Annotated in this window: 11 protein-coding genes; 4 read left to right on the top strand and 7 right to left on the bottom strand. The window is 73.6% G+C overall.

The window, feature by feature from the left end; genetic code table 11:
• Positions 1 to 64: 64 nt before the first annotated feature.
• Genes ACFVXG_RS37040 through ACFVXG_RS37050 form a run of 3 tightly spaced genes read right to left on the bottom strand, consistent with a single transcriptional unit; the run spans position 65 to position 4,319 of the window.
• Positions 65 to 1,825, bottom strand: a complete 1,761-nt coding sequence (locus ACFVXG_RS37040) for a glycosyltransferase family 39 protein (RefSeq protein ID WP_387934199.1) — start codon at positions 1,823 to 1,825, stop codon at positions 65 to 67.
• Positions 1,822 to 2,895: a glycoside hydrolase family 26 protein gene (locus tag ACFVXG_RS37045; RefSeq protein WP_387934201.1), complete on the bottom strand. Its 1,074-nt coding sequence runs from the start codon at positions 2,893 to 2,895 to the stop codon at positions 1,822 to 1,824. The genes ACFVXG_RS37040 and ACFVXG_RS37045 overlap by 4 nt, the downstream gene beginning before the upstream one ends.
• Positions 2,896 to 2,900: 5 nt before the next feature.
• Entirely contained in the window at positions 2,901 to 4,319 is a 1,419-nt protein-coding gene (locus ACFVXG_RS37050; protein WP_387934263.1) for a glycosyltransferase family 2 protein, read from the bottom strand.
• Between the two features lie 437 nt (positions 4,320 to 4,756).
• On the opposite strand from ACFVXG_RS37050, the gene ACFVXG_RS37055 reads away from it, so the two are divergent.
• The 3 genes from ACFVXG_RS37055 to ACFVXG_RS37065 all read left to right on the top strand — a co-directional run bounded on the left by ACFVXG_RS37055 (position 4,757) and on the right by ACFVXG_RS37065 (position 9,307).
• On the top strand, positions 4,757 to 5,977 hold the full coding sequence (locus tag ACFVXG_RS37055) for a ricin-type beta-trefoil lectin domain protein (protein ID WP_387934203.1): 1,221 nt from the start codon (positions 4,757 to 4,759) through the stop codon (positions 5,975 to 5,977).
• A gap of 115 nt (positions 5,978 to 6,092) precedes the next feature.
• Entirely contained in the window at positions 6,093 to 7,466 is a 1,374-nt protein-coding gene (locus tag ACFVXG_RS37060) for a LamG-like jellyroll fold domain-containing protein (protein WP_387934205.1), read from the top strand.
• Between the two features lie 149 nt (positions 7,467 to 7,615).
• Positions 7,616 to 9,307: an ArnT family glycosyltransferase gene (locus tag ACFVXG_RS37065; RefSeq protein ID WP_387934207.1), complete on the top strand. Its 1,692-nt coding sequence runs from the start codon at positions 7,616 to 7,618 to the stop codon at positions 9,305 to 9,307.
• 52 nt (positions 9,308 to 9,359) lie between these two features.
• On the opposite strand, the gene ACFVXG_RS37070 is transcribed toward ACFVXG_RS37065, so the two are convergent.
• Complete coding sequence (locus ACFVXG_RS37070) at positions 9,360 to 9,854, bottom strand: GNAT family N-acetyltransferase (RefSeq protein WP_387934209.1); 495 nt, start codon at positions 9,852 to 9,854, stop codon at positions 9,360 to 9,362.
• Positions 9,855 to 10,260: 406 nt separating this feature from the next.
• Here ACFVXG_RS37070 and ACFVXG_RS37075 point away from each other — a divergent pair, with 406 nt between their 5' ends.
• Positions 10,261 to 11,217, top strand: coding sequence for a helix-turn-helix domain-containing protein (locus ACFVXG_RS37075; RefSeq protein WP_387934210.1), 957 nt, complete (start codon positions 10,261 to 10,263; stop codon positions 11,215 to 11,217).
• Between the two features lie 60 nt (positions 11,218 to 11,277).
• On the opposite strand, the gene ACFVXG_RS37080 is transcribed toward ACFVXG_RS37075, so the two are convergent.
• From ACFVXG_RS37080 to ACFVXG_RS37090, 3 genes are all read right to left on the bottom strand, one after another.
• Entirely contained in the window at positions 11,278 to 12,096 is an 819-nt protein-coding gene (locus tag ACFVXG_RS37080) for a histidine phosphatase family protein (RefSeq protein WP_387934212.1), read from the bottom strand.
• A gap of 155 nt (positions 12,097 to 12,251) precedes the next feature.
• A complete protein-coding gene (mctP, locus tag ACFVXG_RS37085; RefSeq protein ID WP_387934214.1) occupies positions 12,252 to 13,862 on the bottom strand; it encodes a monocarboxylate uptake permease MctP in 1,611 nt (536 codons plus the stop codon).
• Positions 13,859 to 14,122: a DUF3311 domain-containing protein gene (locus tag ACFVXG_RS37090; protein WP_350504448.1), complete on the bottom strand. Its 264-nt coding sequence runs from the start codon at positions 14,120 to 14,122 to the stop codon at positions 13,859 to 13,861. The genes mctP and ACFVXG_RS37090 overlap by 4 nt, the downstream gene beginning before the upstream one ends.
• Positions 14,123 to 14,219: the final 97 nt, after the last annotated feature.

Genomic DNA, 14,219 nt, shown 5'->3' on the forward strand with positions numbered 1-14,219 from the left:
AGGCTGTGGCGGCACCACATGTTGTGCCTGTCGTGTCGCGCGCGCCGACGGTCCCGACGGCCCGTCAGTGCTTCAGGTACACCTTGTACGTGCTCGAATCGCCGGTCGGGGAGGTGAACTGGGCGATCAGCCGGTACTGCCCGCCGGTGTTCAGCGCGGCGCTCAGCGCCCGGTCGGTGGCCTCCGGCGCGGTGCTGTCGAGGACGACCACGGTGAACCAGCCGTCCCGGATCGCGGCGGTGCTGCCGTCCACGCCGTGGTGCTGTTTCCCGGCGCCGTCGCGGTAGTCCGTGCCGGCCCGGGCCGAGACCCACTGCTCGGGTCTGCTGACGCCGCCCAGGTAGTACTCGGCGAGTCCGTCGACCTCGGTGAGGTAGTGGCCCTCGGGCACGGCGTGCGCCCGCAGGACGGCCAGCAGGCGGCCGGAGTCGGGCCCGTTCTGGTAGCGCAGGGCGGACTGCTCCATGCCGAGGGCCAGCAGCGCGACCCAGACCAGGATGCCCAGCTGGGGGTGGCGGAAGTGGGCTCCGACCAGCCGGGTCAGGCCGAGGCCCGCGATCGGGGCGGCGAGCAGCATGCCGTAGCCGAGGTGGCGGAACAGTGCGCCGGAGGTGCCGGTCCACAGGTGGACGGCGGGAACCAGCAGCGCGGTGGCGGTCAGCACGGCCCCGAGCAGGGCCCGCTGGGCGCGGGTGGGGGCGACGCGGTCGCCCTCGGGGGACTCGTGCTCGGTCAGCTGCTCGCGGCGCGCGTACGAGACCGTGCCGGCCACCGCGAGGACGGTGAACAGGCCGGCCCACTGGAGGGTGCCGAGCAGGATCGAGCCGGCCGAACCGGGGGCGGCGCCGGACGACGGGGACCAGCCCACGACCTTCCCCAGCAGGCCGTACGGCAGCAGCAGGAGCGTCGTCCCGACGGCCAGCAGCAGGGCGCGCAGGGCGGCCGGGCCGGGCCGACGGTGCGGCCGGGCGACGGCGAGGGCCAGGACCACCAGCGCGGGCACGGCGAGGATCGCCGAGTAGGCGACCGCGCAGGCCAGCGCGAGGGCCGGGGCGGCGGTCAGGACCAGCGCCGGGGAGCGCCGGGCGGTGAACACCGTGAGCCAGGCCGCGAGGGCGACCAGCAGGACGGCCAGGGACTCGGGGGCGCCGTAGAAGCCGCCCACGACGGTGGACTGCAGCACGGCGTAGGCGGCTATGCCGCAGATCGCGACGCGTTCGTTGAAGAGCCGCCGGGTCAGCGAGTACAGCAGCACCGTGGTGAGCAGGCCGAAGCCGAGGCTGAGCAGCCGGGTGCCCCAGATGCCGTCCGCGTTCGCGGCGGCGCCGGCCAGCGGCGGGTAGAGCCACGGGGAGCCGGGGACGCGGTCGATCAGGTCGGTGGTGACCGGGGTGCCGTGCAGGAGGTGGGCGAGCTGCTGGCGCCCGGCGACCATGGCGGCGGCCTCGTCGGGGTGCGCGGCGGCGAGCAGGCGCAGCGAGAGCGCGGCCTGGACGGCCAGGACGGCGCCGAGCAGGCCGCGGGCGATCCAGCGGCGCCGGGGGCTGGAGGCCGGGTCCCAGCCGATCGCGGGGACCTGGGGGATGGAGTACGGGGCCAGCTCGATGCCGTCGGGGTTGTCCACGGCCACGGCACCGGACGCAGGGGCGGCACCGGCACCGGTCGCGGCACCGGCACCCGCCACAGGCGCGGCACCTGTCGCAGGCGCGGCACCGCCCGCCCGGCGGCGCCCGCCGCCGGGCGCCCGACGGGGTGCGAACACGTCCATGGCCGGCTCCTCGGCGGCGCCGGGGCGGGTCGGGAAGGACTCGGGATCTGCGCTCATCGTGGGTTCCGGATGTCGAAGCCGTAGCGGGGGTCGGACACGCGCTTCTTGAAGGTGGCCAGGGTGTCCGGGACGGATTCGACCCGCCAGTCCGCCCGCTTGACCATGTTGAACCAGATGAAGCCGACGATGTCGTCGTGCGCCTCCAGCCCGGAGAACAGCTGGTCGGTGTCGGCGCGTTGGTGTTTGCCCTGTTCGGCCGCGGTCTCGCTGATGAAGAAGGGCTTCTTGCAGAAGGCGCGGATCTCGGCCATCGTCGGCCCGTACAGCTCGTCGAAGACGTCCGGGTCGGTGCGGGTGAAGTAGCCGGTCATGCCGGCCCAGTCGACGTAGCTGTCGCCGGGGTAGTACGGCGCGAGGCGGGTGTTGGGCGCGGGGAGGGTGATGTTGGGGCTCCAGACCCAGATCACGTTGGTCGCGCCGGCGCTGTCGAAGATGTCGTGGACGTGGCGCCAGGCCGCGACGAAGTCCTGGGGGCTGGCCGACTTGCGGCCCCACGGGTACCAGTCGCCGTTCATCTCGTGGGCGATGCTGATGGCGATCGGCAGGTTGAGCTTGGCGACGGCCTTGGCCACGCCGCGCACGTAGCCGTCGGTGTCGCCGGCCGCGATCGAGGCGAGCGAGTGGTCGTACGGCTCCCAGGCCATGAACGGCAGGGCCCCGGCGTCGTGGATCCGGCGCACCCCGGCGGTGTCGAAGCCGCCCTGCCAATGGGCGTAGTACGCCAGGACGTTGGGCTGTTTGCCGATCGCGGCGGTGTAGCCGGGCAGGGCGTCCATCGAGGCGGGGACGTCGGGCAGGGCGACGCCCAGGTACTTGCGGTTCGGCTTGAGCAGCGGGGTGACGTCGTACGGGACGTCCGCGGCGACCGCCTTGGGCGCGGGGGTGCCGGGGGCGCCCGGGGTGGCGCCGGGGCCGGTGGCGGTCGGCGCGGGCCGGGCGGGGTCCGCCTGGAGCGCGAAGCCGGGGTCCTCCGGTCCGCAGGCGGTGAGCAGCAGCAGGGCCGCGGTCAGCAGCGGGAGCGCCAGCCGGCGACGGAGCACACCGGTCCGTCGGGGGTGGGCGGTCATGGTGATCACACTGCTTCCGTGGGGCGCGGCTGGACCAGGACCCGGCCGACGATGGTGGCGTAGAAGAGCCCGGAGGCGAGGACGAGGGCGAAGTTCAGCGGGCCCATGGTCAGCATCCGCCAGATGCTCACCCCCACCCAGAGCAGGGCGGTCCCGCCGCCCCAGACGATCACGCCGATCCAGAACCGCCGGGTCTTGTTCTTCTTGGCGCCGGTGGAGCCGGTCGGCTGCCAGGCCATCCGCTCGCGGCGCACGATGTCCCAGATGGCGAAGACGTGCGCCCAGCCGTACATCATGCGGGCGGCCCAGGCCTCCAGCCGGTAGGGGTTGCGGTGCCAGAGCGGGAAGATCACCGTCGCGTAGAGCAGGCCGGGCAGCACCAGGGCGGTGTTCTGCCAGCGGACCAGGTCGGGGCGGGCGAGCAGCAGGACGATCGGGACGAGCGGCGAGACGACGGTGAACAGCGCGGTGTGGATGTAGTAGAAGAACCCGGACAGGTAGCAGGCGCGGGTGACCGGCCGCAGCTTGGTCTTCCAGAACTTCCGGCTGCCGAGCAGGCTCATCGAGCCGGTGCACCAGCGGTACTGCTGGTTGAAGAAGCCGCCGACGTTGTCGGGGCAGACCCCGGTGGCCAGGGCGACGGGTATGTACTGCAGGTCCCAGCCGAGGCTGCGCAGGTCGAAGCCGGTGTGCACGTCCTCGGAGTGGCCGATCAGCGTGGTGCCGCCGTTCTCCTCCAGCGCGGCGCGCCGGTAGATCGCGCAACTGCCCACGCAGATGGCGCCGTCGTTGCGCTGCCGGGAGACCTGGACGGTCCGGTAGAACAGCTCCTGGACGGCGCCCGCGCCGCGCTCGATCCAGTTCTGCGAGTCGAGGATGCGGAAGAACTGCGGGGACTGGACGATCCCGAGGCGGGGGTTGGCCGCCATGTAGGGGAGCATCTCGTCCAGCAGGTCCGGCCGGGGCGCGAAGTCGGCGTCCAGGATGAGGATGTAGTCGCTGTCGGAGTTGCGGAATCCGAACTGCAGGTTCCCGGCCTTCTTGAACCAGCCGAGTTTGTCGCGGGTGCCGTAGACGAACTCGAAGTCGACGGCCATCTGCGCGAGCTGGGGGCTGTTGCTGTCGTCGAGGACGTACGGCGTGACCTCGCCCGGGTACTGGTCGCGCAGCCGGGCGACGTGGGTCCAGGTGTTGTGCAGGACCTCGATCGGCTCGCCGGCGACGGGCAGGAACACGTCGACGGTCGGGTAGCGCTCGGGCCGCCAGGACTTGACCAGCGAGCGGTGCGCCGCGAGGTCGAAGGTCTCGTTGAAGCCGTGCACCCAGCGGGATATCAGGTAGTAGACGATGGTGAAGGCGAGCGGCGGCGTGAACACCAGGAACCACGGCGTCGCCTTGAACAGGCCGATCTCGCTGGCCACCATGCAGGCGAAGCTGATCAGCGAGAAGCAGGTCAGCACCCACAGGTGGGTGCGGGCGTACAGGTACTTCTCGGTGTTGTCCGGCGGCTGGGGGAGCAGGCCCCACTGGTTGCGGGCGGACGGGGAGCGCCTGTTGCGGCGCCGGGAGACGGGTGGTTGACCGCTGCCCGCGAGTCGCGTGCTCTCGGTGACAGTCACGTGCTCTACTCCCCCGAAGCCGTGTTGATCTGAACCCTCCCCGCAGGCCGGCCGTTGCCCGGTCGGGCTGTGCGGGGGACGCCAGGATCGTACGGGACTGATTGCGGCGAGTTCTCTCCCCCCTCTTCCGTCGGCCATCCGGAACCGATATCGAGTTCCGATCGTGATGCGACGGGAGTGCGTGTGGAGCACTTGTGTACGGTTGGCCGCCCAGGGGGCGAGGACGGTTCGGGGAAAGCGTGATGAAGATCGAGTTCGGTGCGGCCGCGCGCGCGGCGCGGAGACTGCGGGCGCTCGCCGCGTCCGGTGCGGTCGCCGTGCTGCTGGCCGGGTGCAGCGGCAATGTCGGGGCGGTGGAGCAGCAGCCGTCGGCCGGCGCCTCGGCGGCGGGCCTGTGCTCGTCCCCGCAGACCCCCTTCCCCAAGCTGGCCCTGGACGGCGGGTCGAAGATCCTCGAACCCAACCCGTGGAACACCGCGGGCACGGTCTGCGTGGACCCGGTGGGCGACACCGGCTTCACGGTGTCCGGGACCCGCGACTTCGTGCCGAAGAACCCGCTGGCCCCGGGCGCCTACCCCAACGTCTCCACCGCCCCCGGCGCGAGCGGCCTGCCCGTCCCGGTCAGCGCGCTCGGCGACGCGACGGCCGACTGGGACGCCAACGGCCGGGTGAACGGCTCCTTCAACTTGTCCTTCGACCTCTGGTACGGCTCCACCCCGGACAACTGCCTGCCGGGGGAGAGCGCCGAGCTGATGGTCTGGCTGGACGCCACCGACAGCGTCCGCCCGGCCGGGGACAAGGTCGCCGACGCCCAGCAGTTCGGGGACGCCGCGTACAACGTGTTCCAGGCGCCGATCACCGGCCCGCACAGCGTGATCAGCTATGTGCGCACCACGCCCACCCACACCACCCGGGCGCTCAACCTGCGGCTGTTCACCGCCGACGCGATGGCCCGCGGGTACGTCCCCAAGGGTTCCTACCTGTGCCGGGTGCAGGCGGGCTTCGAGGTGTGGAGCGGCGGCACCGGGCTGCGCAGCGAGTCCTTCGCCTTCCACAACCGGGCCGGCCTGCCGGTCGGTGAGATCCCGGCCGGGGCGCCGGGGATCTGCCTGCGGCACGGCGGCGGCCCGGCCGGACCGGTCGGCGGCGCGGTGACCGTCGGGGCCTGCGGGGACCCGGGCTCCTCGACCAACTGGACGGTGGGCAACGACGGATCGCTGCGCGCGGGGGCGTCCTGCCTGGTGCCGGGCGCCGACCGGTCCTCGGTCGCGCTGGCCGCGTGCACGGGCGGGCCGGGGCAGCGCTGGGTGCCCACCGCCGGCGGGCGGCTGACGCACCAGGACTCGGGCCTGTGCCTGGGCACCGCGGGCGGCGCGCTCGCGGAGGGGACGTCGGCGCAGCTGCGTGCGTGTACGGACGTGGTCTCGCAGCGCTGGCGGATCCCGTACAACGGGGTCGGGTGAGCCGGGGCCTGGCCGCCGCCCCGACGGGGCTGACGTTTCGTCCGTCGTTTCGTCCGCGGTTTCGTCCGCGCACCCCCCATGGGCGTGGTCGGGCCGATGCCCTAGCATTCCGGCCATGAGCGATCGACCGGTACCGAGTGGCGAGGGCCAGCCCTACCCGCCACCGCAGCAGGCACCGGCCGGGGGGCCCGCTCCGGCCACCGGTGTGCCACCGCAGTCTCCGAGCGGTGCGTTCGGCCCCGCGACCGGCTTCGGCCCGCCGTCCGGCGGGCCCGTCCCGCCGCCTCAGCAGCCGACGCCCCGGGCGTCCCAGCCGGTGCCCCCGGTGCCGCAGCCCGGTGGGGCGGCCCCGGTGCAGCCCGGCCCGGTGCAGCCGGGCCCGGTGCAGCCGGGCCCGGTGGCGCCGCAGCCGCAGCCGCAGCCGGCTCCGGTGCAGGCGCAGCCGTTCCCGCCGCATGCGCAGCCCGTCCAGCCACAGCCCGCCCCGCAGCCGTTCCCGCCGCAGGCGCAGCCCGCCGCCGCCCAGCCGCCGCAGCCCGCGCCGCAGTGGCAACAGCAGCAGCCCGGCTTCCCGCCGCCGGCCTCCTCGTCCGGCACCCCGGACTGGGAGGCGCTGGCCGAGCGGAACGACAAGGCCGCCAAGCGCGGCCGCCGGCTCAAGCTGATCGGCGCGGTGACCGCCGTGGTGGTCCTGGCCGGCGCCGGTGCGGGCTACTGGCTGTACAAGAAGGACAGCGACAAGAAGCCGGGGCCCGTCGCCTCGGCGACCACCCCCGCGCCCGGCCCGTCGTCCGGCACGAACAGCGCGCCGCCGGTCAAGGGCATCACCAGCCCGCCGACCGTCGGCACCCTGGCGGCCAAGAAGGGCCCGGAGCTGAACCTGGGCGCGGACGCCAAGCCGGGCACCATGAGCGGCTTCTCCGGACAGGTCCTCAAGCTGCCCAGCGGCCCGGACTCGTTCGCCTCGACCTCCGGCCAGGCGCTCGACGTGAGCAAGAGCTTCACCGTCTCCGCGCGGGTGCTGGTCGACAAGCCGGACGGCAACCGCAGCGCGGTCAGCCAGGGCGACGGCCAGTACTACGCCTACTCGCTGGGCCGGGCCAACAACAACGGGCACGACCAGTGGTACTTCAAGGTCCAGGTGCCGGGCGGCGGTTCGGCGATCGCCTGGTCCAAGGCCGACGCCACGGTCAACCAGTGGGTGCTGCTGACCGGGGTGTACGACGACCCGTCGCAGACGCTCACCCTGTACGTCAACGGCGTCCCGCAGGCCTCGGCCAAGTCGGCCGGGGTGCAGCCGTCGGGCAACAACACCCTCCAGATCGGCCGGCTGAGCTCGAACGGGCAGTGGGCCGACCCCTGGCACGGCGCGGTGGCCGACATCCAGACCTGGGACCAGGTGCTGCCGGAGGCCGACGTCGTCAAGATCGTGGCGGGCCCGAGCTCGCCCCCGTCGGTCCCGCCGACCGGCGCCTGGCTCAACGGCTGAACCGGCCCGGGGCCTGAGGCCCCGTGAGCGTCCAGTCGGCCACCCCGTACCGCCCTGCCGGTACGGGGTGGCCGACGCGCGCCCCGGAGCGTGTGGCGCCCGACCCGGGCGCATCCGGACGCAGAGCCCCAGATAGGAGCAGTACTTCCATGAGTGCGGACGGCCGCTGGATCCGGCCCGAGTCCACCCGCAAGCCCGTCCTGGGCCCCGCCGGGGCCCGACCGGGCGGCGGCGTGGCGGTGGGCGAGCGGGACCGCACGGCCGCGGCGACGTCCGCGCCCGCGCCCGACCGGCGGCGCCGCAAGCCGGGGCCGCGCCGGGTGCCGCACCCGCCGCGGCCGGCGCTGCGGGCCGACTGGCTGCCGCTGCTGGCGGTGCTGCTGGTCCAGGGCGCGCTCTCGTACCACCTGATCGTCAGCAACACCGCCTTCATCGACGAGGGCACCTACATCTACTCCGGGTACCAGGAGATCGCGCACCTGCGGCACGGCACCCCGGTGTCGACGTACGAGACCTTCTTCTCCGGCTCCCCGCTGATCTACCCGGTGGTCGTCGCCCTGGCGGACTTCGCCGGCGGGCTGAACGGCGCCCGGCTGCTGAGCCTGGCGTTCATGCTCTCCGCGACCCTGGCCGTCCACCTGGCGACCCGGCGGCTGTACGGCTCGCTCGCGGCCTTCTGCGCGGCGGCGGCCTTCGCGGCGCTCGGCCCGACGCAGTTCCTGGGCGGCCTGGCCACCTACGACGCGATGGCGCTGGCGATCCTCGCCTGGTCCGCCTACCTGGCGGTCCGGCTGACCACTGGGGGCGGGTACCCGAGCCTGGTGGGCTCCGGGCTGCTGCTGGCGCTGGCCGGGGTGACCAAGTACGCCGCGCTGCTGTGGGTGCCGGTGGTGTGCGGGATCGCGGTGCTGGCCGGGTCGGGCGGCGCGGTGCGGGCCTGGGCGCGCTGGCGGCGCGGTCTGCTGGTCCTGCTGACCTTCGTGGCCGCGGTCGGCGCCGCGGCCCTGGCGGCCGGCCAGCGGTACGTCGACGGCTTCAACCACACCACGCTCCAGCGCGCCCCGGGCCATGACGCCTACTCGTACGTGGCGGGGGAGGCCGCCCGCTGGGTCGGCCCGCTGCTGGTGGTGGCGCTGGTCGGGGTGCTGGCCCAGCTGGTGCGGGCGCGCCGCGCCGGGGGTGCGGCCTGGACGGAGTTCTGGCTGGCCGCGCTGCTGCTGGTGGCGGGTCTGCTGGCGCCGGTGAACCAGATCCGCATCCACACCTGGCTGTCGCTGCAGAAGCACGTGGACTTCGGCGCCTGGTTCTCGTGCATGGTGGTGGGCGCGCTGCTGGCCCGCGCGGTGCTGTGGCTGCGGGGCCGCTTCCACGTCACGGCCGGGATCGTGGCGGCCGCGCTGGTGGTGGGCCCGCTGGCCTGGGCCGGGTCGGCCCAGGGCCGGGAGATGTTCGGCGAGTGGTCGAACTCGAAGGAGTTCGTGGAGGCGCTGGCGCCGTACGTCGTCAAGGGCGACGACCGCTACCTGGTGGAGAACTACAACGTCCCCGCCTACTACCTGCGCAAGCAGAGCAACTGGCAGCAGTGGCACGACCTGGTGGCGGTGTTCCGCCGGGACCCGGGGACCGGCCGGATGGAGAACGGGGTGCCCGCCATCCAGGCCGGGATCACGGCGCACGAGTGGAAGGTGGTGGTCCTGGACTTCACCCAGACCGGCGCCACCGACCGGGAGATCCAGCCGACCCTGAAGGCCGCCGGGTACCGGGTGGCCACCGTGGTGAAGAGCGGGGCCCACGGCCAGTACACGGTCTACGTCGCGCCCGGGTACGACAAGCAGCCGTGACGCGGGCCCCGGGCGCGCGGCCTCGGAACGCCGTGGTTCAGAACGCCATGGTTCAGAACGTCATGGTGTAGGCCATCAGGTCCATCCCCGGGTACGGCGCCCAGTCGCGCTCGGGGGTGCGGCGGAAGCCGACCCGCTCGTAGACGCGGTGGGCGGCGGTCATCTCGGGGCGGGTGGAGAAGGCCATGCCGGCCAGGCCGAGTTCGCGGGTGCGGGCGACGGAGGCGCGCACCAGGGCCTCGCCGACGCCGCGGCCGCGGGAGGCGGCGGCGGTGGCGAGCATCCGGATCTCGCCCTCCCGCGGGGTGGCGATGTCGGCCCACTCGGTGCCGCCGACGGCGAAGGTCACGCAGCCGAGGACCTGCTCGTCGGCCGCGTCGACGGCGACCAGGAGCTCGGCCTCCCGGGAGCGCCGCTCGGCGTCGCGGAGCAGCTCGACGTAGCCGCTCGTGGGCTTGGTGTAGCCGTCGCCGACGAAGGCCTCGACGGTGATCCGGCCGGCGTCTTCGAAGTCCCGGGGGAGGGCGTGGCGGATGAGGTAGTCCATCCGGCCAGTGTGCCGGAGCCGGGTACGGCGGTGGCCCCGGGGGTCGGGCGGACCGGCAGGTCAGCGGGGTCGGCGGGGGTCGCGGGGGTCGCCGGGGCGGTGGTCGGGGTGCCGTGCAGCCGGTCGGCGCGGTGCGGGTCGGCGGGGTAGCCGCCGGGGCGGTGGTAGTTGTCGCGGCCGGCGGCGGGGCCGCGGGAGAGCTCGCGGCCGATCAGGCCGCCGAGCAGGCCGAAGCCGCCGACGGCGCCGACCAGGCCGAGTGCGCTTGCGAGGGTGCCGGGTTCCATGGCCACCACTGTGGCCGGGCGGTGCCGGGCCCCACGAGTGGCAGGAACGCCGGGTTGCCTCGAAATCCTGCCACCCGGGGCCTTCCCGGCGCCCGGCCGGGCGGGGCATCCTGGGCGGCATGCTGAGGAACGTGGTCACGGTGGTCCTGGAGGAGGTCCACCCCTTCGAACTGGGCGTCGCCTGCGAGGTGTTCGGCCTGGACCGCACCGCGGACGGGCTGCCCGGGTACGACTTCGCGCTGGCCGGAGCCCGTCCCGGGCCGCACGCCACCCACTCCGGGTTCGCGGTGGACGTCCCGTACGGCCCGGAGCGGCTCGCCGCCGCGGACCTGGTGGTGGTCACCGCCTCGGACATCCGCGGCGAGTACCCGGAGCCGCTGCTGGCGGCGCTGCGCGGGGTGGTGGCGCGCGGCGGCCGGGTGCTGTCCATCTGCAGCGGCGCCTTCGTGCTGGGCGCCGCCGGGCTGCTGGACGGCCGCCGCTCCACCACCCACTGGCGGTACAGCGACGAACTGGCCGGGCGCTTCCCGGAGACGGTGGTGGAGCCGGACGTGCTGTACGTGGACGACGACCCGGTGATCACCTCGGCCGGTACGGCGGCCGGCATCGACGCCTGCCTGCACCTGGTGCGCAAGCTGCAGGGCGCCGAGGTGGCCCGGGCGATCGCCCGCCGGATGGTGGTCGCGCCGCACCGGGAGGGCGGGCAGGCGCAGTTCGTGAACCGCCCGCTGCCGGAGGGCGGCGGCGACTCGCTGGCCCCGCTGCTGGACTGGATGCGCCACCACCCGGACCAGGAGGCGAGCGTCGAGCAGCTGGCCGCCCGGGCGCACATGTCACCGCGCACCTTCGCCCGGCGCTTCCAGCAGGAGACCGGCACCACCCCGCACCGCTGGCTGGTGGGGCAGCGGGTGCTGCTGGCCCAGCGGCTGCTGGAGTCGACCACCGAGTCGGTGGACGCGATCGCCGCCCGCTGCGGCTTCGGCAACGCGGCGGCGCTGCGGCACCACTTCGGCCGCCGGCTGGGCACCACGCCGCTGGCCTACCGGCGCGGCTTCGCCGACCCGGCGGCGGGCTGACGGCGGCGACTGCCGTGAACTGGCCGTCCGTCGCGGCGACCGCCGTGAGCTGACCGTCCGTCAGTTCCCTTCGAGTGCCAGGTGGTCGACGCCGTTCCAGCGGTCCGGCCGCAGTCGCCCGTCCTGGGCCCGCCACAGGCTGGTGGAGCAGTTGTGCACCGGCCCGAGCGCGGTGAGCTGCTGTTCGGTGAGCCGGTCCAGCGCGTAGCGCAGCATCAGCACCGTGCAGTCGTGGGCGACCAGCAGGACGGGCCGGCCGGCGTCCTCCTCGCAGACGTCCCGCAGCAGGCTGCGCACCCGCAGGGCGACGTCGGCCCAGGACTCGCCGCCGGGCGGGCGGTAGTACAGCTCGCCCATCTTGCGCCGCCGGGCGGCCTCCTCCGGGTGCTTGGCCTCGATGGCGGCCTTCGGAAGCATCTCCAGGACGCCGAGTTCGCGGTCGCGCAGCCGCTCGTCGTAGCGCACGGCCAGGGTGACGGGCACCGCGCCGAGCCCGGCGGCCTGGGCGAGCGCGATCCGGGCGGTCTCGGCGGTGCGCACGTACGGCGAGCACCAGACGCTGCGCGGGCGGTCGGCGCTGGGCAGCGCGGCCCACCAGCGGCCGAGCGCCTGGGCCTGCTGCTGGCCGCGCAGGGACAGCGGGATGTCGGCGTCGCGGCAGCTGATCGGGACGCTGAGCGCGCCGGCCGCCTCGGCCAGCTGGAACTCGACGTTGGCGGTGGACTCGCCGTGCCGGGTGGCGACCAGCACGGACGGCAGCCGGGTGGCCGTCGCCGGGCGGTGGGTGGTGACGTGGTGGTGGTGCGGGCTCTGGGTGGTCTGGTGCGGGCTCTGGGTGGACTGGTGTTGGCCGTTGAGGGTGGTGCCGAGTTCTGCCATGGCCGCGAGCTCCCCGTGGGTCGATCAGGTTCCGGCCGGATGCCGGTCCGGTCTGGTGGTGCCCGGCGTGCACGCCTGTTCATACATATGATCGCGCCGCCTCCTCCAGTGTTCACGGAGAAGGCGGCGCGATCACAGGGCGCGCGCACGGCCAATCAGTGCGCCGCTACGGGCTCCGGCGCGTTCTCCCGCTCGTCCTCGCCGGACTCGGCGCTGTAGTCGGAGGGCTTGGTCTCGTCCGGGCCGTCGGGCGCCTTGAGGGCCCGCAGCACCAGGGTGAGCACCACCGCGACGGCCAGGTTGAGCACGAAGGCGGTCAGGCCGATGTAGCCGAGCTCGCCGATGCCGGGGATCTCGGCCGCGTTCCCGCCGAAGTGCTTGGTGGCCGGGCTGGCCAGCCCGTACGCCGTCCAGGTGCCGTAGCCCATGCCGGCCGCCCAGCCGGCGAACAGCGCCCAGTGGTGGAACCAGCGGGTGAACAGGCCGCCGACGATGGCCACGAAGGTCTGCAGGATCCACAGGCCGCCCAGCAGCTGGAGGTTGATCGCGGCCTGCTTGTCCATGCCGAGCACGAAGACCAGCGCGCCGACCTTGACCAGCAGCGAGACCAGCTTGGCGACCCGGGTCTCGTCGGCCGGGGTGGCGGCGGGCTTGAGCCACTCCTTGTAGACGTTGCGGGTGAACAGGTTGGCCGCCGCGATGGACATGATGGCGGCCGGCACCAGTGCGCCGATCCCGATCGCGGCGAAGGCCACGCCGGTGAACCAGTCCGGGAACATGTTCGCGAACAGCTGCGGCACCGACAGCTGGGAGTTGTAGCCCTTGACGCCGCTGCCCACGCCCGCCGCGATCGCCATGAAGCCGAGCAGCGCCAGCAGCCCGAGCATCAGCGAGTAGGCGGGCATGATCGCCATGTTGCGGCGCACGGTGTTGCGGGACTTGGAGGCCAGCACGCCGGTCACCGAGTGCGGGTACATGAACAGTGCCATCGCCGAGCCGATCCCCAGCGTGGCGTAGGTCCACTGCTTGTTCTCGGGGAGGGTCAGCCCGCCGGCCTTGGCCGCCTTGAAGTGCGCCGCGGCCGCGTCGAAGATGTGCCCGTAGCCGCCCAGGCGGATCGGGATGTAGATCACCGCGACGATGATCACGATGTAGACCAGGGCGTCCTTGACGAAGGCGATCAGCGCCGGGGCGCGCAGCCCGGAGGAGTAGGTGTACGCGGCCAGCACGCCGAAGGCGAGGAACAGCGGCAGGTCCTTGACGAACCAGTTGGCGTTCGCCCCGCCGCCGAGGCCGAGCACGTCCAGCACCGCCTGGATGCCGACCAGCTGCAGCGCGATGTACGGCATGGTGGCCAGGATCCCGGTCAGCGCGATGACCAGGGACAGCGGCCGGGAGCCGTACCGGCCGCGGACGAAGTCGGCCGGGGTCACGTAGCCGTGCACCCGGGAGACCGACCAGAGCCGGGGCAGGAACAGGAAGACCAGCGGGTAGGCGATGATCGTGTACGGCACCGCGAAGAAGCCGGCCGCGCCGGTCGCGTACACCGCCGCCGGGACGGCCACGAAGGTGTAGGCGGTGTAGAGGTCGCCGCCGAGCAGGAACCAGGTCACCCAGGTCCCGAAGCTGCGCCCGCCCAGGCCCCACTCGTCCAGGTGGGCCGCGTCGTCGGCGCGGCGCCAGCGGGAGGCGAGGAAGCCCATCACGGTGACCAGCAGGAAGAACAGCACGAAGACCGCGAGGGCCGGCACGTTGACGTCCTTCATCGCGCACCGCCGTTCCGGGCCGCCTTGCGGGCCTTCTCGTCCCGGTTGATCAGCAGGTAGGCGGCGACCGTGAAGACGGCCGAGGCCGGCACCCAGAGCAGCTGGTACCAGTAGAAGAACGGCATCCCGCCCACCGCAGGGTCGGCCTTGTCGTAGGAGGAGACCCAGAGCATCGCGACGATCGGCACGAGCAGGGCGAGTCCGGCGAGCACCCGCTCGGGGGTCACGGCCGGGACGGGACTCCCGGCTGGCTCGGGCATGACAGCTTCGTTGGGTGCTTCATCAGACGGCATCTTCTGCTCCGCTCCGGAGGGTTCCACCCGTCGGCGCCGCAGCCCCGGGGGCGACCGGCACCCC

The organism is Kitasatospora sp. NPDC058162, assembly GCF_042884005.1.
Taxonomy (GTDB): Bacteria; Actinomycetota; Actinomycetes; order Streptomycetales; family Streptomycetaceae; genus Kitasatospora.